Source organism: Cryobacterium sp. RTC2.1, from assembly GCF_035018685.1.
GTDB classification, from domain to species: domain Bacteria; phylum Actinomycetota; class Actinomycetes; order Actinomycetales; family Microbacteriaceae; genus Cryobacterium; species Cryobacterium glucosi.
The window spans coordinates 1-20,280 of sequence record NZ_JASJXJ010000061.1; the positions used below are offsets into that span (position 1 = coordinate 1).

The 20,280-nt window shown below is 70.0% G+C and carries 19 protein-coding genes and 1 riboswitch; of the genes, 13 read left to right on the forward strand and 6 right to left on the reverse strand.

Annotated features, from left to right (window positions below; all coding sequences use genetic code 11):
- On the forward strand, positions 1-690 hold a 690-nt coding region (locus QN357_RS09545; RefSeq protein WP_323504803.1), incomplete at its 5' end, for an MFS transporter.
- Here QN357_RS09545 and QN357_RS09550 read toward each other — a convergent pair.
- From QN357_RS09550 to QN357_RS09560, 3 genes are all read right to left on the reverse strand, one after another.
- Entirely contained in the window at positions 598-1,119 is a 522-nt protein-coding gene (locus tag QN357_RS09550) for a hypothetical protein (protein WP_323504804.1), read from the reverse strand. The genes QN357_RS09545 and QN357_RS09550 overlap by 93 nt on opposite strands.
- Positions 1,119-2,549 carry a glycosyltransferase family 2 protein gene (locus QN357_RS09555; protein ID WP_323504805.1) on the reverse strand — a complete coding sequence of 477 codons (1,431 nt, stop codon included), beginning with the start codon at positions 2,547-2,549 and terminating at the stop codon, positions 1,119-1,121. The genes QN357_RS09550 and QN357_RS09555 overlap by 1 nt, the downstream gene beginning before the upstream one ends.
- Positions 2,550-2,636: 87 nt before the next feature.
- A complete protein-coding gene (locus QN357_RS09560; protein ID WP_323504806.1) occupies positions 2,637-4,250 on the reverse strand; it encodes an amino acid permease in 1,614 nt (537 codons plus the stop codon).
- A gap of 137 nt (positions 4,251-4,387) precedes the next feature.
- On the opposite strand from QN357_RS09560, the gene QN357_RS09565 reads away from it, so the two are divergent.
- The 8 genes from QN357_RS09565 (at position 4,388) to QN357_RS09600 (ending at position 13,219) form a co-directional block, all read left to right on the forward strand.
- Positions 4,388-7,360, forward strand: a complete 2,973-nt coding sequence (locus tag QN357_RS09565) for a Na+/H+ antiporter subunit A (protein ID WP_323504807.1) — start codon at positions 4,388-4,390, stop codon at positions 7,358-7,360.
- Positions 7,357-7,899, forward strand: a complete 543-nt coding sequence (locus QN357_RS09570) for a sodium:proton antiporter (RefSeq protein WP_134558986.1) — start codon at positions 7,357-7,359, stop codon at positions 7,897-7,899. Before QN357_RS09565 ends, QN357_RS09570 begins: the two co-directional genes overlap by 4 nt.
- Positions 7,896-9,464, forward strand: a complete 1,569-nt coding sequence (locus QN357_RS09575; protein WP_134449988.1) for a Na+/H+ antiporter subunit D — start codon at positions 7,896-7,898, stop codon at positions 9,462-9,464. The genes QN357_RS09570 and QN357_RS09575 overlap by 4 nt, the downstream gene beginning before the upstream one ends.
- Complete coding sequence (locus QN357_RS09580; RefSeq protein ID WP_134558984.1) at positions 9,461-10,135, forward strand: Na+/H+ antiporter subunit E; 675 nt, start codon at positions 9,461-9,463, stop codon at positions 10,133-10,135. Before QN357_RS09575 ends, QN357_RS09580 begins: the two co-directional genes overlap by 4 nt.
- Complete coding sequence (locus tag QN357_RS09585) at positions 10,135-10,398, forward strand: monovalent cation/H+ antiporter complex subunit F (RefSeq protein WP_174774608.1); 264 nt, start codon at positions 10,135-10,137, stop codon at positions 10,396-10,398. The genes QN357_RS09580 and QN357_RS09585 overlap by 1 nt, the downstream gene beginning before the upstream one ends.
- Positions 10,395-10,751 (forward strand): monovalent cation/H(+) antiporter subunit G, encoded by a 357-nt coding sequence (gene mnhG / locus QN357_RS09590; RefSeq protein ID WP_323504808.1) that lies wholly within the window; start codon positions 10,395-10,397, stop codon positions 10,749-10,751. Before QN357_RS09585 ends, mnhG begins: the two co-directional genes overlap by 4 nt.
- A 5-nt stretch (positions 10,752-10,756) precedes the next feature.
- Positions 10,757-10,846, forward strand: a riboswitch (ZMP/ZTP riboswitch).
- A gap of 24 nt (positions 10,847-10,870) precedes the next feature.
- Positions 10,871-12,169, forward strand: a complete 1,299-nt coding sequence (gene glyA, locus QN357_RS09595; protein ID WP_134449992.1) for a serine hydroxymethyltransferase — start codon at positions 10,871-10,873, stop codon at positions 12,167-12,169.
- A gap of 168 nt (positions 12,170-12,337) precedes the next feature.
- The gene (locus QN357_RS09600) at positions 12,338-13,219 is read left to right on the forward strand and encodes a bifunctional methylenetetrahydrofolate dehydrogenase/methenyltetrahydrofolate cyclohydrolase (protein WP_134449993.1); all 882 of its coding nucleotides are present in this window, start codon (positions 12,338-12,340) and stop codon (positions 13,217-13,219) included.
- A gap of 144 nt (positions 13,220-13,363) precedes the next feature.
- Here QN357_RS09600 and QN357_RS09605 read toward each other — a convergent pair whose 3' ends face one another.
- Positions 13,364-13,900: a gamma carbonic anhydrase family protein gene (locus QN357_RS09605; protein ID WP_134561609.1), complete on the reverse strand. Its 537-nt coding sequence runs from the start codon at positions 13,898-13,900 to the stop codon at positions 13,364-13,366.
- Between the two features lie 165 nt (positions 13,901-14,065).
- Between QN357_RS09605 and QN357_RS09610 the strand changes: the two genes are divergently transcribed.
- Positions 14,066-14,554, forward strand: coding sequence for a YbaK/EbsC family protein (locus QN357_RS09610; RefSeq protein ID WP_134558978.1), 489 nt, complete (start codon positions 14,066-14,068; stop codon positions 14,552-14,554).
- Between the two features lie 99 nt (positions 14,555-14,653).
- Here QN357_RS09610 and galK read toward each other — a convergent pair whose 3' ends face one another.
- Both galK and galT read right to left on the reverse strand, forming a co-directional pair.
- A complete protein-coding gene (gene galK, locus QN357_RS09615; protein ID WP_323504809.1) occupies positions 14,654-15,814 on the reverse strand; it encodes a galactokinase in 1,161 nt (386 codons plus the stop codon).
- Positions 15,811-16,971 (reverse strand): galactose-1-phosphate uridylyltransferase, encoded by a 1,161-nt coding sequence (gene galT / locus QN357_RS09620; RefSeq protein ID WP_134449997.1) that lies wholly within the window; start codon positions 16,969-16,971, stop codon positions 15,811-15,813. The genes galK and galT overlap by 4 nt, the downstream gene beginning before the upstream one ends.
- Positions 16,972-17,068: 97 nt before the next feature.
- On the opposite strand from galT, the gene QN357_RS09625 reads away from it, so the two are divergent.
- The 3 genes from QN357_RS09625 to QN357_RS09635 are packed head-to-tail and all read left to right on the forward strand — an operon-like array spanning position 17,069 to position 20,195.
- The gene (locus QN357_RS09625; protein WP_134449998.1) at positions 17,069-17,896 is read left to right on the forward strand and encodes a DeoR/GlpR family DNA-binding transcription regulator; all 828 of its coding nucleotides are present in this window, start codon (positions 17,069-17,071) and stop codon (positions 17,894-17,896) included.
- Positions 17,897-17,905: 9 nt separating this feature from the next.
- The gene (locus QN357_RS09630) at positions 17,906-18,844 is read left to right on the forward strand and encodes an aldose 1-epimerase family protein (RefSeq protein WP_134449999.1); all 939 of its coding nucleotides are present in this window, start codon (positions 17,906-17,908) and stop codon (positions 18,842-18,844) included.
- A gap of 10 nt (positions 18,845-18,854) precedes the next feature.
- Positions 18,855-20,195 (forward strand): DUF445 domain-containing protein, encoded by a 1,341-nt coding sequence (locus QN357_RS09635; protein ID WP_323504810.1) that lies wholly within the window; start codon positions 18,855-18,857, stop codon positions 20,193-20,195.
- Positions 20,196-20,280: the final 85 nt, after the last annotated feature.

Below are 20,280 nucleotides of genomic sequence, written 5' to 3' on the forward strand. Positions count from 1 at the left end.
GCCCCGGACGCGAGCGCTGCGCGGCTCGAGACCACGTCAGCAGCCGTGACCGACCAGGCAGCCGTGACCGACCCGGCCCCGGCAGCCGCCCCGCGCCCCCAGACGCCCGCGCGCCGGGACCCCACGATCGCTCCCGTCGCCCTGATCTGCGTCATCGCAGCCCTGATCATGATCGGTCACTACTCCTTCTACACGTACATCGCGCCGTTCCTGATCGACGGCCTCGGGGTCGATCCGTCCGCGATCGCCCCGTTCCTGTTCGCCTACGGGATCGCCGGTGCCGTCGGACTGCTCCTGAGCGGCACGGTGTTCGCCGCCCGGCCCCAGCTCGGCCTCGGGCTCGGCCTCGTCGTGAGCGCGGTCAGCGTGTCCGCGCTGAGCATCTGGAGCGGCTTGCTCCCGGTCGCCATCGTCGCGTTCCTGCTCTGGGGCATCGCGTTCGGAGCCCTGCCCGCCCTGCTGCAGACCCGACTGATGCACACGGCGTCCCGTCGTATCCGCGACACCGCGAGCGCCTTCTACACGACCGCGTTCAACACCGGCATCGGCGGCGGCGCCCTCCTCGGAGGGATCCTCCTCGAACGCTCGGGCATCACGTCAGTGCCGTTCGTCTACGTCGGGATCCTCGTCGCCGCGCTCGCGCTCGTGCTGGTGAGCCAGCTGGTGATCCGGCGCCGGTCGGCCGCGTAGCGCGGCATGCGGTGCCACGTGCCTAGCCACGTGCGTAGCCGCGTGCGTCCCGGCGTGCGTCCCGCCGTGCGTCGACGCGAGCGCTCCGCTGTGCGCTCCCGCATGCACTCCTGCGAGCGGATGCGCCGACTCGCGCACCCGGCGCACGGATGCCTCGAGGGTCGTCACGGCGACCGTGGTCGGGGGAGGCGGCGGCCGCACAGGTATTTCCGCCACCGCGTAGATGCTGCGGGCGGCGGCCCGCCGGTTGCTGCCCCTGACCCAGTCGGTGAAATAGATCTTCGGCAGGATCTTGGCGACGGCCAGGACCACGTAGATGACGGTATTGATCCCGACGAAGGCCGAGAAGACGGCGAAGAACTCCGAGGCGAGGATCGTGTCGGGCAGCAGGATGCCTGCGGGCACCTGGCTGAGGACGTGGACCGGCATCAGGCGGCGCTCCCGGTTCCGACCTTCATGCTTTCGTGTTCCCAGGCGGCATGCCTGCCGAGGGTGATGTCGACGATGCCCTTGACGTAGACCACGTTCAGGAACATGTCGAAGCAGAGTTCGGGGAGCACGGTGACCGCGAGCAGGCGGGCCCGCCAGCCGCCCTTCCACACGGTGACCACGCGTTCGGTGACGAAGACGAGGCCCAGGCAGAGCCAGAAGGGGAACCAGATCCAGGTGCTGACCGCGAGCAGGGTCAGCACCATCAGCGACAGGAACGAGGTCAGGGCGATGACGCTGTACCCGATGCCGAGCTGCTGCGCCCAGTAGCGGAGGGTCGCCGGGGTCAGGCCGTAGGTGCCGATGTTCTCGAGGGCGCCGCGTTGCCACCGCAGGCGCTGCTGCCAGAGCGCGGGGAGCGTCGGCATCAGCTCCGTCACCACGGTGCACTGGGTGGGGGAGGTGATCAGTCCGCCGAGGGACTTCAACGCGAGGGTCAGCTCGTTGTCCTCGGTGAGGGCGTAGGTGTCGTAGACGTCGCCGGGCACCCCGGGAATGGTGACACCCCGGTTCTCGGCCACGGACCGCAGCGCGAGGGGCCGGAACAACGACGCCGTCCCGGTCAGGACGAAGACACGGCCGCGCCGCCTGGCGAGTTCCCGCGAGTAGCGCACGTACTCGTTGCGCTGCAGGAGTCCGAGCAGGCCGAACCCCGGCTCCCCGTAGAAGAGGCCCCCGATCGCCATCAGGGCGCGATCGCTCGTGAACCGGGCGACGGCCTCGGCGAGGAAGCCGTCATCGAGCGCGGTGTCCGCGTCCATGATCATGACGACGTCATTGTCGAGCTGTCCGGGCAGGACCCGTTTGAGTGCCTGGTTCAGGGCACCCGCCTTCTTCTGGGTGTTGCCCACGGATTCGACGACCTCGACGCCGTGTTCTCGGGCGATGCTGACAGTGTCGTCGGTGCAGTTGTCCGCGACGACGATGACGCGCTCCGGCGGATGCGACTGGGTGAGAAGAGAGGCCAGGGTCACGGGGAGCGACAGGGCCTCGTTGTGAGCCGGGATCAGCACGGTCACCGTCACAGGTCCGGCGAAGACTCCTCCCTGCGGGGCCATCACGATCTTCGGTGCGAGCGGGGTCAGGTGCGCGTTGGAGGACCGTCGGGAGCGGTTCGTCGCGCGGCGTTCGAGCAGGGCGATGCCGGCGGCGAAGAGCACGGAGAGGGCGATGGCGCCGAGGATCGCCCGGGGGCCCGGCGCGCTCGGGTCGTAAGACACCGGGAGCACGCCGAAGAGCACGATCTGGGAGGGGGCCGCACCGGGGGCGTGCTCGCCAGAGGCGACCAGGAACCAGAGCACGGCCGCCGCGCCCGTGGCGAGTCCCGCGATCACGAGGCCGACCGTCCGGCCCAGTTTTTGTGCCCCCATATAACAAATCGTATCCGTCCGCGCGTCAGATCATGCACACTCTCGCGCGGTGCAGCACGGGCCCACCGGGATACGCCGCGCAGGGGTCTACCGCGGAGGCCGCCCGGTCCCGTTCTCGTCGGCGAGCGGCCGGTTCGCCTTGATCGGGAAGGCCCCGGTCTTGCCGTCGCGGGCGAGCGCGATCTGCAGGATCCGGCCGCGGCACGCATACCAGCCGACCACGAGCGCCGGGATGATCACGATCAGAGAACTGATCGTGAGCGTGCCGACCGGCCAGTCGAAGGCCATCAGCACGAGAACCGTCGCCAGGAACCCGAGGCTCGCATAACCGGTGTACGGAGCCCCGAACAGGCGGAACGCCGGCCGTTTCAGGATCCCGCGCTTCGCCCAGGCCTGCAGGCGCAGCTGGCAGAGCACGATCATCCCCCACGCGCTGATGATCCCGATCGCCGCCATGTTGAGCACGATCTCGAACGCCTCATCCGGCACGATCGCATTGAGGCCGACACCGAGCAGGGTGACGAAGCCCGTCAAGAGGATGCCGCCGAACGGCACCCCGGTCCGGCTCACCTTTCCGGCGAAGCGCGGCGCTGATCCCGCGAGCGACATCGACCGGAGGATCCGTCCCGTCGAGTAGAGGCCGGCATTGAGCGAGGACAGCGCCGCGGTCAGCACGACGAGGTTCATGATCACGTCGACCCCGCCGACGCCGATGCTGCCGAAGAACGTCACGAAGGGGCTGACGCCTGCCTGGTACGCGGTGTACGGCAGCAGCAGCGAGAGCAGCAGGATCGAGCCGACGTAGAAGACCGCGATGCGCACGATCACGGTGTTGATCGCCTTGGGCATCACCGTCTCCGGATGGGCGGTCTCTCCGGCGGTCGTGCCGACGAGTTCGATCGAGGCGTAGGCGAAGACGACGCCCTGCACGACGACGATCGAGGCGAGCACCCCGTTGGGGAACCAGCCGCCGTTGTCCGCGATCAGGCTGAAGCCGGCCTCCTGGCCCGGGATCGGGGTGCCGAAGATCACCATCCAGGTGCCGACGAGCAGGAAGGACACGATCGCAACGACCTTGATCAGCGCGAACCAGAACTCGAGCTCGCCGAAGACGCTCACCGACAGCAGGTTGAGGCACAGCACGACCGCGAGGGCCGTCAGCGCGTAGAGCCACTGCGGCACGCTCCCGAACGGCGCCCAGTACTTGGCGAAGAAGTTCATGTACAGCGCGACGGCGGTGACATCGACGATCGCCGTCATCACCCAGTTGATCCAGTACAGCCAGCCGGTGACGAACGCGGCCTTCTCGCCGAAGAATTCGCGCGCATACGAGACGAAGGAGCCGGACGACGGGCGGTGCAGGACGAGCTCGCCGAGTGCGCGCAGGATCAGGAACGCGAAGAACCCGCAGATCGCGTAGGCGAAGACGAGGGAAGGACCCGCTGAGGCGAGCCGGCCGCCGGCGCCGAGGAAGAGCCCGGTGCCGATCGCGCCGCCGATCGCGATCATCTGCACCTGCCGGCCCTTGAGCCCCTTGTGCAGGCCCGCATCCTCGTGCACGCTCGTCGCATCGTGGATGTGCTCGAGCGGCGTCTCGACGGGCAGGCCGTGGTGCCCGTGCTCGTGAGGCTGCGCTGGCTCTGCCTCAGCCCCTGACCCGGTCGGATCGGGGCGTTGCGGCCCCCGGATGGCACTCGTCATGGGGGCACTTCCGATCCATTTGCTTTTCGCCCACCCTACCGGTGGGGCGCCGGCGCCCCCTAACAGGGTTCGTCCACCGGGCACTCGGTAGACTGGTTTTCCGTACCCCTGACCCGAGAAACAGAGCCGGAGGCCGCATGACGACGATCCTCCTCGCCTTCCTGGCGCTGTCCGTCCTGACGCCGGCGCTCACCCGCGTGCTGTCCACCAAGGTGTTCTACCTGATCGCGCTTCTGCCTGCGGCGGCGTTCGTCTTCACGCTCACGCAGACCGCGACGGTCACGCGCGGAGGTTCCGAAGCCTCGAGCATCCCGTGGATCCCGCAGCTCGGCGTCGCGCTGTCCTTCCGCGTCGACACCCTCGCCTGGCTGCTCGCCCTCGTCGTGACCGGCGTCGGCGCCCTCGTTCTCGTGTACTGCGCCCGCTACTTCGACGCTGACGAACCGGCGCTCGGCCGTTTCGCAGCCTGCCTCCTCGCCTTCGCAGGCACCATGTACGGGCTCGTGACCGCGGACGACGTGGTCGTGATGTTCATGTTCTGGGAGATCACGAGCGTGCTCTCCTACCTGTTGATCGGCCATTACACCTTCCGCAGGGAGAGCAGGGGCGCCGCGCTCCAGGCCCTGATCGTGACGACCTTCGGCGGACTCGTCATGCTCGTCGGCGTCGTGATGCTCAGCGTCGAGGGAGGGACGACCTCGCTCGCCCTGCTCGTCGCCCAACCCGTCACCGGCCCGGTCGCGACCTGGGCCATCCTGCTCATCCTCGTCGGGGCCCTGTCCAAGTCGGCTCTCGTCCCCTTCCACTTCTGGCTCCCCGCCGCGATGGCCGCCCCCACCCCGGTCAGCGCCTACCTGCACGCCGCCGCCATGGTCAAGGCCGGCATCTACCTCGTCGCCCGGCTCGCCCCCGGGTATGCAGACACCGAGGGGTGGATGCCGGTGCTCATGACGATCGGCGTCTGGACCATGCTCGTGGGCGCCTGGCGTTCCCTGCGGCAGCACGACCTCAAGCTCGTGCTCGCCTACGGAACCGTGAGCCAGCTCGGCTTCATCATGGTCGTCGTCGGTTTCGGCACCCGCGACGCGGCGCTCGCCGGGGCCGCGCTCCTCCTCGCCCACGCGCTCTACAAGGCGGCGCTCTTCCTCGTCGTGGGGATCATCGACCACCGCGCGGGCACCCGCGACCTCCGGAAGCTCTCCGGAATCGGCCGCAGCGACCCGGCGCTCGCCGTGATCGCGCTCGTCGCCGTGGCGTCGATGGCCGGCCTTCCACCCCTGCTCGGATTCGTCGCCAAGGAGGCCGTCTTCACGGCGTTCCTCGAGGCGGCACTGCACGGCGACGGCTGGGGCTGGGTGGCGCTCGTCGGCACGGCGGTGGGCTCCCTCCTGACCGTGGCGTACAGCATCCGCTTCTTCCACGGCGCGTTCGGAACGAGGGCGGCGCTCGCGCAGACGGCCCTGCACCCGAGCCGCTGGGACATCCTGATCGCCCCGGGACTGCTCGCCGTCGCGACGATCGCGCTCGGCCCGCTGGCCGGCCGGCTCGACCCGCTGCTCGCGCCGTACGCGGACACCGTCCCCGGCGGAGGGCACGCGCACCTCGCCCTCTGGCACGGATTCGAACCCGCCCTGGGAATCACCGCTGTCGTGCTCACGCTCGGCGCCGTGATGTTCTGGAAGCGTCGCGGGGTCGCGGTGCTGCAGGAGCGGGTGCCCGGTACCGTCGACGCCGGTCGCGGCTACGGGCTGCTCGTGCGCAGCGTCGATCGCACAGCGGCGAGGCTCACCCACTTCGCGCAGCGCGGCGGCCTGCCGCAGTACCTCGGCACGATCCTCGTGGTCTTCGTGCTCGCGCTCGGCTTCGCCTCCCTGGTCAACCGGACCTGGCCGGACTCGGTCGTGCTCTGGGATTACCCGGGCCAGGTCATCATCGCCGTGATCATGGGCGTTGCGGCGATCGCGGCGTCGCGGTCAGGGCAGCGGATGACGTCGGTGCTGCTCGCGGGAGTCACCGGCTATGGCCTCGTGGCCCTGTTCGCCTTCCACGGCGCACCCGACCTCGCCCTGACCCAGGCTCTCGTGGAGACGATGACCCTCGTGGTCTTCGTGCTCGTGCTGCGCCGGCTGCCGGCGAGGGTCACCCGCCCGAACGCGCCGTTGCATCGCAGGCGCCGCGCCCTGATCGGGGTGCTGGTCGGGGCGACCATGGGCACCGTCGCCATGATCGCCCTCGGCGCCCGGCAGGCGCCGAGCATCGCGCTCGAGCTGCCGCGCCTGACGCTCGAGGCGCACGGCACCAACATCGTCAACGTCGCACTCGTCGACATCCGGGCCTGGGACACGATGGGGGAGGTGTCCGTGCTCATCGTCGTCGCGACCGGCGTCGCGAGCCTGCTCTTCGTGTCCGGGCGCACCGAGACCCTGCCGCGTCTGAAGGGCTCCCGCACCCAGCGGTCACCGCGCAACCGTCGCCGCGTCGTCGCCGACCCGCAGGCCTCCTCGGCCGGCCACGCCGTCACCCGGCAGTCCTGGCTGCTCGCCGGGCGCACGATCAAGCCGGAGGACCGGTCGATCCTGATCGAGGTCATCGTGCGGCTTCTCTTCCACCCCGCGATCGTCGTGTCGGTGTTCCTGCTCTTCGCCGGGCACAACACGCCAGGGGGCGGATTCGCCGGCGGGCTCCTCGCCGGGCTCGCCCTCGTCGCCCGTTACCTCGCCGGAGGACGCTACGAACTCGGCGAAGCCGCCCCGATCGACCCGGGCAAGATCCTCGGCCTCGGAGTGATCCTCGCCGTCGGCACCGCGGTCGCCTCACTGTTCGTCACCGGGATCCCCCTGCAGTCGGCGTACGCGAGCGTCGACGTTCCCGTGCTCGGGCACCTCTCCTTCGGCACCTCCACTGTTTTCGACATCGGCGTCTACCTCGTCGTGATCGGCCTGGCACTCGACATCCTCCGCAGCCTCGGCAGCGAGATCGACCGGCAGAGCGAGGCCGGTGAGGCTCCGCCCGCCGGGTCCGACGCCTCCGCGACCGGTTCCGGCTCCGATGCCGCGGGTGCCCCGGTGTCAGAACCGGGCGCGGAGCCGGTGCCGGAGGTGGTCCCGTGAGCGCCTCCCTGACCCTCGTCGTCGTCATGGCCGTGCTCTACGCGGCCGGCGTCTACATCATGCTCGAGCGCAGCCTGACCCGGGTGCTGATCGGGTTCGTGCTCGTCGGGAACGCGACCAACCTGCTGATCTTCATCATGAGCGGCCGGCCCGGCAGCTCGCCGATCATCACCGGAACCGCGAGCGATGCCGACATGGTCGATCCCGTGCCGCAGATCCTGATGCTGACCGCGATCGTGATCAATTTCGGCGTGACCGCCCTCATCCTCGCCCTGGTCTATCGCGCCTGGTGGCTTGCCCAGCTCGGCGACGAGGGCGACACCCTCACCGACGAGCACGCTGCGGAGACCGCGTCCTCCGCGGAGCAGGACTTCCGGTCCTCCGCGGACGATGACGCGGCCGTGCGCGCCTCCCTCGACGCGAGCGATCACGACGACGCGGGCGATCGCGACGACCCCGATGATCACGACGACCCGGACGACTACGATCACGACGACGGAGCGCCCGCCCGCCCCGGGAACACGGATGCCGCCCGATGAACCTTGCGACCATCCTCGTCCCCCTCGTCGTCGCCGTCCCGCTGCTCGGCAGCGCGATCACGCTCGCCCTCGGCCGGCGCACCGTGACCCAGATCGCTGTCGGCGTCGCCTCGCTGACCACGGTCGCCCTGATCAGCGCCACGCTCCTCGTGCTCGTCGACCAGCAGGGACCCGCCGTCGTGCACGTCGGCGGCTGGCAGGCGCCGTGGGGGATCGTGCTCGTCGTGGACCGACTCTCGGCTCTCATGCTGCTCGTCTCGGCCGTGATGCTCCTCGGCGTGCTGCTCTTCGCCGTCGGCCAGGGCATCATCGACGGCGACAGGGAAACCCCCGTCTCGATCTTCCACCCGACCTACCTCGTGCTCGCCGCCGGGCTGTTCAACGCCTTCATCGCCGGTGACCTGTTCAACCTCTACGTCGGCTTCGAGATGCTGCTCTCGGCCAGCTATGTGCTGCTCACCCTCGGTGGTACCGGTGCGCGCATCCGTGCCGGCGTCACCTACATCGTCGTGAGCCTGGTCTCGTCGATCCTCTTCCTCAGCTCGATCGCCCTGATCTACGGCGCGACGGGGACCGTGACCCTCGCCCTCCTCGCCGAACGCATCCCCGCCCTGCCCGGAGACGTGCAGGGCATCCTCGGGCTGATGCTCCTCCTCGCCTTCTCTGTGAAGGCCGCCGTGTTCCCGCTGTCGTTCTGGCTCCCGGATTCCTACCCGACCGCACCCGCCCCGGTCACGGCGGTCTTCGCGGGCCTGCTCACCAAGGTCGGCGTCTACGCGATCCTGCGCACCCAGACCCTGCTCTTCCCGAGCAACCCGTTCCAGGTGCCGCTCCTCATCGTCGCCGCGCTCACGATGCTGATCGGCATTCTCGGCGCACTCGCCCAGGCCGACATCAAGAGGCTGCTGTCCTTCACCCTGGTCAGCCACATCGGCTACCTGATCTTCGGCATCGCGATCGGCACCCCGCTCGCCCTCGCCGCGACGATCTTCTACGTCGTGCACCACATCAGCGTCCAGACCACCCTGTTCCTTTCGGCCGGCCTCATCGAGCGCGTCGGCGGCACGACTTCCCTCGCCCGGCTGGGCGGCATGCTCAAGGCCGCTCCCGTCGTCGCAGTGCTGTTCTTCATCGGCGCGATGAACCTCGGCGGCATCCCGCCGTTCTCCGGCTTCCTCGGCAAGTTCGCCCTGTTCCAGGCCGGGGCGCAGCTCGGCACCCCGCTCGCGTGGGCGGTGATCGGGGCGGGAGCGGCCACCTCGCTCCTGACCCTCTACGCCCTCGCCCGCGCGTGGAACATGGCCTTCTGGCGCCCGCGCCGCGAGGTCGAGAACTACGACTCGGCCATGCTCGACCGCCTCACCGACGACCCGCACGACGACGGAACGGTCGTGACCAAGACCGTCTCCCGGCTCATGGTCGGCGCGACCGCCGGGCTGCTCGTGCTGACCATCGGGCTGACGGTCTTCGCGGGTCCCGTGTTCGACTTCGCGGCGCGGGCCGCCGCCGACATCGAGGCCCCGAGCGACTATGTCGACGCGGTCTTCCCTGGCGGCACACCGTGACGACCCGCGCGGAGCGCCGCGCCGCCCTCCTGAACCAGCTCCCGCTCTGGCTCGGGCTCGTACTGCTCTGGATGCTGCTCTGGGGCAGCTTCTCCTGGCTCAACCTCCTGACCGGAGCCCTGCTCGCCGCGCTCGTCTCCGTCGTGTTCTACCTGCCCGCCGTGCAGCTGAGCGGCCGGATCAGCCCGGCAGGCGCCCTCGCGTTCCTGCTGCGGCTGTTCGGCGACATCGTGCGCGCGTCCGTGCAGGTCGCCTGGCTGGCCCTCAGGCCCCTCAGGAGGCCCGCCGGTCCGGACAGCGCGATCATCGCGGTGCCGCTCCGCACCCGGAGCGACCTCATCCTGACCTGGACGGCCGTTGCGACCTCGATCGTGCCCGGATCGATCGTCATCGACACCGACCGGGTGAGCTCCACGCTCTACCTGCACGTGCTGAACGTGCGCACGCACGCCCAGATCGACCGGTTCCGGGTGAGCGTGCTCGCGACCGAGCGGCGCATCGTGCGCGCGTTCGGCTCGCGCGAAGACCTCGAACGACTCGCCCTCGGCGATGCTGTGGCCGCCGTTGCGGCGGCAACGGGCGCCGCGGCCGGGGACGCGCGCGCGGCATCCGCTCGGAATGACGACGACAGGGACCGCCGGAACCTGGACGACACGGGAAAGGAAACCTGATGGGAGTCGTCGTGATCGTAGCCGCCGTGCTGTTCGGCGCCGGGGGACTGTGCGCGGTGTACCGCATCATTCGCGGCCCGTCTGTCCTCGACCGCGTGATCGCCTCCGATGTGCTCGTCGCGACCGTGATCTGCGCGCTCGGCGCGGAGATGGCGATCAACCGGCACGTCGACACCCTGCCGGTGCTGCTCGTGCTCGCCCTGTTCGCGGTGCTCGGCTCGCTCGCCGTCGGCCGCTTCCTCGGCGGGAAGGAGCACTCGTGACCGCGGTGATCGGCGATGTGGTCACGGCGGTGCTCGTGCTCTCCGCCGCCCTGATGTGCCTCGCGGCCGGCGTCGGCCTGCTGCGCTTCCCGGATGTGCTCAGCAGGCTGCACGCGGCGACCAAGCCGCAGATCTTCGGCCTCATCGCCGTGACGGTGGATGTCGCGGTCAACAACTTCACCCTCGGCACCGTCACGCTCTCGGTCGCGATCGTGGCCTTCCAGGCGCTCACCGCCCCGATGGCCGCGCACCTCATCGCCAGGGTCGCGCACGACACCGACCGGTTCCGGCCGGAACTGCTCGTCGTCGACGAGCTCGGACGCGCGAACCGGCGCGGAGACCGCGGCGCCTGATAGGATTTGCGTGTCGCAACTGGCGTAGCACGAAAGATGGGTCACCATCGGGGAGCGACTGACACGGTTAGTGGCCGCACGCCTGGGCCACGACGATTAATTCAAGTCTGAGGAGACCCGTGTCCGAATCTGTGCCTGGTACCACGCTGCATTCCACCTTCAACGAGCCGCTCGAGGTCGTCGACCCCGAGATCGCCGCCGTCCTCGAACTCGAACTGGGTCGCCAGCGCGACTACCTCGAGATGATCGCGAGCGAGAACTTCGTGCCGCGCGCCATCCTGCAGTCGCAGGGCTCCGTGCTCACCAACAAGTACGCCGAGGGCTACCCGGGGCGTCGCTACTACGGCGGATGCGAGTTCGTCGACGTCGCAGAGGAGCTCGCGATCGCGCGGGCCAAGTCCCTCTTCGGCGCAGCGTACGCGAACGTGCAGCCGCACTCCGGCGCCACGGCGAACGCCGCCGTGCTCTCCGCGATCGCAACGCCCGGCGACACCATCCTCGGCCTCGAGCTCGCCCACGGCGGCCACCTCACCCACGGGATGAAGCTCAACTTCTCCGGCAAGCTCTACAACCCGGTCGCGTACGGCGTCGACCCGGACACCTTCCTCGTCGACATGGACGTCGTCCGCGACAAGGCCCTCGAGCACAAGCCGAAGGTCATCATCGCCGGCTGGTCGGCATACCCGCGCCACCTCGACTTCGCCGCGTTCCGCGCGATCGCGGACGAGGTCGGCGCCCTGCTCTGGGTCGACATGGCGCACTTCGCCGGGCTCGTCGCCGCCGGCCTGCACCCGTCACCGGTGCCGCACGCCGACGTCGTGTCCTCGACCGTGCACAAGACCCTCGCCGGCCCCCGGTCCGGCTTCATCCTGTCCCGGGACACCGCGCTCGCGAAGAAGCTCAACTCGAACGTGTTCCCCGGGCAGCAGGGCGGTCCGCTCATGCACGTCATCGCCGCCAAGGCGACCGCGTTCAAGCTCGCGGCCGAGCCGGAATTCAAGGAACGCCAGGAGCGCACCCTGCGCGGGGCCAGCATCCTCGCCGCCCGCCTGACGGCAGACGACTCGCGCGCCGCCGGCGTCGACGTGCTCACCGGCGGCACCGACGTGCATCTCGTGCTCGCCGACCTGCGCCACTCCGAGATCAACGGACAGCAGGCCGAGGACGCCCTCCACGAGGTCGGCATCACGGTCAACCGCAACTCGGTGCCGTTCGACCCGCGCCCGCCGATGGTCACGAGCGGCCTGCGGATCGGCACGCCCGCCCTCGCGACCCGCGGCTTCGGCGACGCCGAGTTCACCGTCGTGTCCGACGTCATCGCTGAGGCCCTCAAGCCCGGCGCCGACGTGCAGGCGCTCCGCGCCCGGGTCAAGACGCTCACCGAGGCCTTCCCGCTGTACCCCGGCCTGCACCAGTAGCGCACGCCGCATCCTGCACCACCACCCCCTGACGAATTCGACGGAGTTTTTGGGAAACACGCACGTGGGAAGCCCGTTTTCGGGGTTTTCGACCAGAAACTCCGTCGAATTGGTTCGGCGAACGCGGGGGTCAACCGCGCTCGAAAGCACCAAACGATTGGATCACGCATGACGGCAATCACCCTCGACGGAGTCGCGACCGCGTCCGCCGTGAAGACCGAACTCATCGCCCGTGTCACCGAGCTGCGTGCGCACGGGATCGTTCCCGGGCTCGGCACCCTGCTCGTGGGCGATGACCCGGGTTCACGTTCGTACGTCGCGGGCAAGCACCGCGACTGCGCCGAAGTCGGCATCGAGTCGATCCGTATCGACCTGCCCGCATCGGCGACGACCGCGGATGTCCGCGCCGCGATCAAGGACCTGAACTCCAGCCGCGAGGTCACCGGTTACATCATCCAGTTGCCGCTTCCCGTCGGCCACAACGAGAACGCCATGCTCGAACTGATCGACCCGGCCAAGGACGCGGACGGCCTGCACCCGACCAACCTCGGCAGGCTCGTCCTCGGCATCGAAGGCAAGCTCAGCTCGCCGCTGCCGTGCACGCCGGCCGGGATCGTCGAGCTGCTACGCCGCTACGATGTGCCGATCGTCGGCCGCAAGGTCGTCGTGATCGGCCGCGGGCTCACCGTCGGGAGGCCGCTCGGCCTGCTCTTCACCCGCAAGGGCCTCGACGCGACCGTCACCCTCACCCACTCGCGCACGGTCGACCTGCCGGAGGAGGTCCGCCGCGCGGACATCGTCGTGGCCGCGGTCGGTGTGCCGCACCTGGTCCAGGCTGACTGGATCAAGCCGGGCGCCGCAGTTCTCGACGTCGGCATCACCCGCCTGGTCGACCCCGTCACCGGCAAGGGCGTCCTCACCGGCGACGTGCACCCCGACGTCGCAGAGGTCGCAGGCTACCTCTCCCCGAACCCCCGCGGCGTCGGACCGATGACGCGCGCCATGCTGCTCGGCAACGTGGTCAAGGCCGCCGAGCGCGCCCTGCTCTAGCCCAGCCCCGCGCTTCCCAGCACCCGCCGCGTCGCCCCCGGGAAACGCTCGCGTGATCGCTGAGGTGTCGCATATCGACCTTCGCGTCGACGTTTAACGTCGATATGCGACACCTCACGGAACCGGCCCGCCGTCCCGGGCGGGTCAGGCGAGGGCGGCGGTGTGCAGGGCGGCGTGGTCGAGGTAATTCGCGGCGTTCTGGCGGATGCCCGCGACCTCGGCATCCGTCAGGGGTCGGCGTACCTTGGCCGGGACCCCGGCGACGAGCGAATACGGCGGCACGATCGTGCCTTCGAGCACGACGGCCCCGGCCGCGACGAGGGAACCCGTACCGATCACGGCGCCGTTGAGCACGGTCGCCTTCATGCCGATCAGGGCGCCGTCCTCGACGACGCAGCCGTGCAGCACCGCGCCGTGCCCGACGGAGACGTCCCGGCCCACGATGAGCGGGAAACCGTGGTCGACGTGGCAGGAGACGTTGTCCTGCAGGTTCGAGCCTGCCCCGATCCGGATCGGTTCCGCCTCCGCGCGCAGCACCGAGTTGTACCAGACGCTTGCGTGTTCGGCGAGGATCACATGCCCCACGAGCACCGCACCAGGGGCGACGAACGCGGAGTCCGCGATGCTCGGCCCCGGCCGGTCGGGAAGAGTGATGATGCGGGCGGCGCTGTCTGCAGTCATACGCGCCAGCCTAGTGCGGCATCCGTCCCGCGCCCTTCCCCTGTCTCAACTCCAGAAGTGGCCTGCGCCGAATTCAGGAGTTGAGCAGTCCTGGCCCCGGGAAAGCGCTTGTGCGACCCGAAACGGGCCGCAACTCCTGAATTCGGGACGGGATAGGCTGGCGCGATGGTGAACACCGCACACCCCGCCGTCGACCGCGTGCGGGAGGCGCTCGCCGCCTTCGGGCTCGCGCCGGACATCCGCTGGCTCGATGAGGCGGCGACGACCGCGCAGCAGGCCGCCGACGCCCTCGGCATCGAGCCGGGCGCGATCGCCAACTCCCTCGTCTTCACCCTCGACGGCGAGCCGTTGCTCGTGCTGACCTCTGGAGCTCACCGCGTCGACACGCAGTGGCTTGGCGAGAGGCTCGGCGGCACGATCGGCCGGGCGTCGAAGGAACTCGTCAAGAGCGCGACCGGGCAGGTCATCGGCGGCGTTGCGCCGGTCGGGCACCCGCGGCCGCTCCGCACCCTTGTCGACGTGGACCTGGACGGGTATCCCGAAGTGTGGGCGGCTGCCGGCCACGCCCACACCGTCTTCCCGACCAGCTTTGCCGAACTGCTCCGCATCACTGCAGGAACGGCCACGCCCGTCATCCCGCCCGAATCGGCATAACTCCTGCAGGTTCCGGGCCGGCTGCCGCGCCGCCCAGTGTTCTACTGAAAGCGCCGCAGCGGCCGGACCGATGTGCAGGAAGGGGAAGCCGGGGAGGGGTCAGCCCTCGCGGCCGGCGCCGTCGGCCGCGCGCACCACGAAGGTGTCCGGGGCGCCGAACCCGGCATCCGCGAACGCGGACCGGACCGCAGCGGTGACCGCGGGGATCAGCTCGTGCGGCGTGAGCGCGATCGCGGCACCGCCGAAGCCGCCTCCCGTCATCCGCGCGCCGACGGCACCCGCGCCGCGCGCCGCGACGACCGCGAGGTCGAGTTCGGGAACCGAGATCTCGAAGTCGTCGCGCATCGAGGTGTGCGAGGCGTCGAGAAGCGCGCCGATCGCGGACGGGCCGGACTCGCGCAGCGTGCGCACGGTGTCGAGCACCCGCTGGTTCTCGGTGATCACGTGCCGCACCCGGCGGAACGTCTCGTCGTCGAGCAGCTCAGCGGCCCGCGCGAGGTCGACGACCCCGAGGTCGCGGAGCGAGTCGACGCCGAGCAGCCGGGCGCCGAGTTCGCAGGATGCCCGGCGCGAGGCGTACCCGCCCGTCGAGTGCTCGTGGCTCACCTTCGTGTCGATGATCAGCAGCTCGAGTCCCGCCGCGTCGAAGCCGAGCGGAACGACCTCGGACTCGAGCGTGCGGCAGTCGAGGAAGACCGCGGAGTCCTTCTCTCCGAGCAGGGAGGCGGACTGGTCCATGATGCCCGTCGGCGCCCCGACGGCGCGGTTCTCGGCGAGCTGGCCCACCCGGGCGAGGGTGCGCCGGTCGAAGCCGAGCCCCCAGACGTCGTTGAGGGCGACCGCGATCGCGCTCTCGATCGCCGCCGACGACGACAGGCCGGCCCCGATCGGCACGTCCGAGACGATGTACACGTCGAAACCGGCCACCGTCGACAGCGGCGCCCCGAATTCGCCGAGCGCCCAGGCGACTCCGAGCGGGTACGCCGACCAGCCCGCGAGCATGTCGGGGGTCAGCCCGTCGAGGGAGACCTCGACGATCTCGTCGGAGAACGAGCTCGCCACCCGCATCAGCCGGTCGCTCCTCGCAGCCAGCGCGATCACGGTGCGCCGGTCGATCGCGAACGGCAGCACGAAGCCGTCGTTGTAGTCGGTGTGCTCCCCGATCAGGTTCACCCGTCCGGGCGCCGACCAGAGGCCGTCCGGCTCGCCGGCGAAGCGCTTGGCGAAACCTGCGGTCGCTGCGGAATCGAGGGCGCTCATGCGCGGGCCTCGCTCGCGGCATCCGCGGCCATCGACCGTTCGACGGCGGCACGGATGCCCGCAGCCGCCTGCTCGGGAGTGACGTCGCCGATCCACGCACCCATCGCAGCCTCCGATCCGGCGAGATACTTCAGCTTGTCCTCTGCCCGGCGCGGGCTCGTGACTTGCAGCATCAGGCGGATGTCGTCCCGGTGGGTGTGCACGGGGGCCTGGTGCCACGCCGCGATGTACGGTGTCGGCGTCGAATAGATCGCGTCGATGCCGCGCAGGAGCCGCCGGTAGAGCACCGCGAGTTCGTCGCGTTCGGCGAGGCTCGTCGCCGCGAAGTCGGGGATCTGGCGGTGCGGCAGCATGTGCACCTCGATGGGCCAGCGGGCCGCGAAGGGCACGAACGCGGTCCAGTGCTCGCCGCGGATGATGACCCGGTCGGCGGCCTGTTCGCTCGCGAGCACGTCGGCGAAGAGAGTGGGACCGTAGGTTTCGAGCGACGCGATCACGCGCTGGGTACGTGGGGTGACGTACGGGTACGAGTAGATCTGGCCGTGCGGATGCCGCAGCGTCACGCCGATCGCCTCGCCGCGGTTCTCGAAGGGGAACACCTGCTGGATGCCCGGGAGCTGCGAGAGCACGTGGGTGCGTTCGGCCCATGCCTCGATCACGGTGCGGGCCCGGGTGACGGAGAGGCTCGCGAAGGAGCCCTCGTTCTCGGGACTGAAGCAGACGACCTCGCAGCGCCCGACCGAGGTGCGGGTGCGCCCGAGGCCGATCTCGGAGAGCTCGGCGAGCCCTGCCGGCGCGTTCGCGTCGGTGAGCAAGGGCCCGAAGGACGGCGACTTGTTCTCGAACACGGCGACGTCGTAGTTGCTCGGTACCTCGCTCGGGTTCTCCGGCGTCGACGGCGCGAGCGGGTCGAGGTTCGCCGGCGGCAGGAACACCCGGTTCTGGCGTGCAGACGCGATCGAGACCCATTCGCCGCTGAGCGGGTCCTGGCGCATGCTCGCCGTCGGCGGGCGCGGGTCGAGCTGGCGGGTATCGGCGGCGCGTTCGGGCGAGAGCCGCGTATCCGGGTCGTCGAAGTAGATGAGGTCCCGGCCGTCGGCCAGGGTGTGGTGGTGACGGGTGATTCCGGGTGCGGCGACGAAGCCTGCGCTATCCATGACGGTGTCCATAACCCTCACCACGTTAGCGGATCTGCGCAACCGAAACCAGCAGTTTCTAATTGATAACTAAAAGAAAGTAAGCGAAGATAGGGTTATGACATTCGAGACGCCGGCAGACCGCGAGCTGCTCCCGCAGCACCAGCGCAGGGAGCAGATCCGCCGGCTCGTCGACGAGCGCGGCTTCGTGCGGGTGAGTGAGCTGCGCGAGGCCTTCGGTGTGTCCGGGGTCACCGCGCGCGCCGACCTCGACGCCCTCGAGACGGAGGGGCTCGTGCACCGGGTGCACGGGGGAGCGGTGCCCGCGCTGGCCCAGGGGTCGACGCTCGCCGCGGACACAGAGCCCTCTTTCGAAGAGTCGCTCGGGGCATCCGTGATACCGAAGCAGCAGATCGGGGCGCTCGCCGCATCCCTCGTCGTGAGCGGGCAGAGCGTGATCCTCGACGTCGGCACGACCAACCTCGCCATCGCCCGTGCCCTGCTCGCCCGTTCCGAGCTGAGCGACGTCGTCGTGATCACCAACGGGCTCAGCATCGCCCTCGAGCTCGAGCCCGCCATCCCGCGCTTCACGGTGATCGTCACGGGCGGTTCGCTCCGGCCGTTGCAGCACTCCCTCGTCGAGCCGCTCGCCGCGACCGTGCTCAGCCAGGTCCACGCCGACCTCGCCTTCATCGGCTGCAACGGCGTCGACGCGGGAGGCGGGGTCACGAACATCAACCTGCCGGAAGCCGGCGTCAAGACCCTCATGCTCCAGGCGGCGACCCGGGCGATCGTGGTCGCGGACGGCTCCAAGCTCGGCCGGGTGCACCTCGGCAGGGTCGGCCCCCTCGATGCCTTCGATTCCCTGCTGACGGATGCCGCAGCGCACCCCGATGCGCTGGCCCGGCTCCGCGAGGCCGGACTCACCGTGCTCCAGGGCGAATAGGCTGGTCCCATGCGCGCAGCCACCGGAACCCAGTACGAACTGACACACGAGACCCCGGACGGGCGGGCCACGGCGACGATCACCGAGGTCGCCGCCGGGATCCGGGCTTATGCCCTGAACGGCATAGACCTCGTGGAGACCTTCGCTGCGGCGGTCGAGCCGCCGATGTCCGCGGGCATCGTGCTCGTGCCGTGGCCCAACCGCATCCGCGACGGGATCTGGCGGCACGGCGAGGACAGGCAGCAGCTCAGCATCACCGAGCCCCTCCTGAACAACGCCATTCACGGACTCCTCCGCTTCACCCCGTATCGCCTCGTCGAGCGGGACGCTGCGGCGGTGACCCTCGCCGCGACCGTGTTCCCCCAGTCCGGCTTCCCGTTCCAGCTCGACACGAGCGTGACCTATGCCCTCACCGACACGGGCCTCGAGGTCACCCACACCGTCCACAACGTCGGCACAGAGAACGCCCCCGTGGCCATCGGCGTGCACCCGTACCTCAAGATCGGCGACGTCCCCACAGAGGACCTCGTGTTGCGCGTCGACGCGGACACGCACCTCGAAGTGGATGCCCGGCTCAACCCGACCGGTGTCGACACCCCGGTCGGCGGCACAGGCTACGACCTCCGTGCCGGTGTGCGCGTCGCCGATCTCGCGCTCGACGACGCCTTCGGCGGCGCCGGACGCGAGCACTCGCTCACCGCTCCGGACGGCCGCAGGGTCACCGTCTGGGGCGACGAGAACATGCGGTACGTGCAGGTCTTCACCCCGACCGAGTTTCCCGTCACGGCGAGCGATGGCGCGAGCCCCATGCCCGGCCGCGCCGTCGCGATCGAGCCGATGACCGCGCCCGCCGACGCCTTCAACTCGGGGGCCGGCCTCCGCTGGCTCGCGCCGGACGAGTCCTGGACCGTGCGCTGGGCCATCCGCCCGACCGGATTCCAGGCCTAGGCTCGCATCCATGGCGCTGACGCGCGAACCGACGCCGGGCCGGTCGACACCCGGTCGGCCGAAGCCCCGCGGCACCAGGCGGCGCCGTACCGCCGTGCTCAGCCCCGCAGACGCGGCCCGGCTGGTGGCGCTGGTCAGGATGAAGCGGCTCGCCCTCGCGCTGCTCCTCCTGATGGCGCTCGTCTTCGCGGTCTCGTTTGCGCTGCAGGATCGTGTTCCCGCACTGCACTACGTCAGGGCCGCCGCCGAGGGCGGCATGGTCGGCGCCCTCGCCGACTGGTTCGCCGTGACCGCGCTGTTCCGGTATCCGCTCGGCCTGCGCATCCCGCACACCAACATCATCGCGAGCCGCAAAGACGAGATCGGCGCGAGCCTCGGCGAATTCGTGGGCACCAACTTCCTCTCCGAGCAGGTCGTCCGCGGCAAGCTCGACTCGATCGGGGTGTCCAGGAGACTCGGCACCTGGTTGAAGCAGCCAGACAACGCCAGCAGGCTCACCGAGGAGATCTCCGTCGCCGGCACCGGGCTGCTCACTCTCCTGAGTGACGACGCGATCAAGGACCTCATCGAGACCGTGGCGCGCGAGCACCTCGTGCGTCCGGAGTGGGCGCCGCCGATCGGCAGGGTCGGCGCGCGCCTGCTCGCCTCCGGGCAGCAGCACGCGGTCGTCGACCTGCTCCTGGATCGCGCGGAGGCCTGGCTCGAAGCCCACCCGGAGGCCTTCGGAAAGGCCGTGTCCGCTCGGCTGCCCGGCTGGCTCCCCGGCTTCGTCGACCGCCTCGTCGACGACAGGGCGCACCGCGAGGTACTCGGGTTCGTCGCCGCCGTGCGGGCGGATGCCGCGCATCCGCTTCGCGAGGCCATCGACCGTTACCTCGTCGAGCTGGCCGACGACCTCGAGCACGACCCGGCGATGATCAACCGGGTCGAGACCCTGAAGCTCGAGCTCCTGGACAGCGCCCGCCTGCGCGAGTTCGCGAGCGAGACCTGGGAGGCCGTGAAGGTGTCCCTCGTGGCGTCGCTCGGCGACCCGTCGAGCGACCTGAGGGACGGCATCCGTGCGACCGTGATCGAGGTGGGCGAGCGGCTCGCCGGCGACGGCGCGCTCGGAGGGCGCATCGATCGCTGGATCGCCGACTCGGTCACGTACCTCGTGCGGACCTACCGGGACGAGATCGCCGGTGTCATCACCGAGACGGTCGAACGCTGGGATGCCGCGGAGACGAGCGAGAAGATCGAGCTGCAGGTCGGACGCGACCTCCAGTACATCCGGATCAACGGCACCGTCGTCGGCTCCCTTGCGGGGCTCGCGATCTTCGCCGTCGCCCAGGCCGCCGTCACCCTCCTCTAAGCCGGGCGTCTACGCAAAGTAGAGCAGAGCGGAGCCTCCGTGGCCCGACGCGGCGGGGGCCCCCCCCGGCGGGCCCCCGCGGGGG

Coding starts and splice junctions, on each gene's coding strand:
- QN357_RS09635 (WP_323504810.1), top strand. CDS start 18,855: ATGGCGCTGACGCGCGAACCGACGCCGGGCCGGTCGACACCCGGTCGG.
- QN357_RS09555 (WP_323504805.1), bottom strand. CDS start 2,549: ATGGGGGCACAAAAACTGGGCCGGACGGTCGGCCTCGTGATCGCGGGA.
- QN357_RS09630 (WP_134449999.1), top strand. CDS start 17,906: ATGCGCGCAGCCACCGGAACCCAGTACGAACTGACACACGAGACCCCG.
- QN357_RS09565 (WP_323504807.1), top strand. CDS start 4,388: ATGACGACGATCCTCCTCGCCTTCCTGGCGCTGTCCGTCCTGACGCCG.
- QN357_RS09625 (WP_134449998.1), top strand. CDS start 17,069: ATGACATTCGAGACGCCGGCAGACCGCGAGCTGCTCCCGCAGCACCAG.
- QN357_RS09560 (WP_323504806.1), bottom strand. CDS start 4,250: ATGACGAGTGCCATCCGGGGGCCGCAACGCCCCGATCCGACCGGGTCA.
- QN357_RS09585 (WP_174774608.1), top strand. CDS start 10,135: ATGGGAGTCGTCGTGATCGTAGCCGCCGTGCTGTTCGGCGCCGGGGGA.
- galK (WP_323504809.1), bottom strand. CDS start 15,814: ATGAGCGCCCTCGATTCCGCAGCGACCGCAGGTTTCGCCAAGCGCTTC.
- QN357_RS09550 (WP_323504804.1), bottom strand. CDS start 1,119: ATGCCGGTCCACGTCCTCAGCCAGGTGCCCGCAGGCATCCTGCTGCCC.
- QN357_RS09610 (WP_134558978.1), top strand. CDS start 14,066: ATGGTGAACACCGCACACCCCGCCGTCGACCGCGTGCGGGAGGCGCTC.
- QN357_RS09575 (WP_134449988.1), top strand. CDS start 7,896: ATGAACCTTGCGACCATCCTCGTCCCCCTCGTCGTCGCCGTCCCGCTG.
- QN357_RS09600 (WP_134449993.1), top strand. CDS start 12,338: ATGACGGCAATCACCCTCGACGGAGTCGCGACCGCGTCCGCCGTGAAG.
- QN357_RS09605 (WP_134561609.1), bottom strand. CDS start 13,900: ATGACTGCAGACAGCGCCGCCCGCATCATCACTCTTCCCGACCGGCCG.
- galT (WP_134449997.1), bottom strand. CDS start 16,971: ATGGATAGCGCAGGCTTCGTCGCCGCACCCGGAATCACCCGTCACCAC.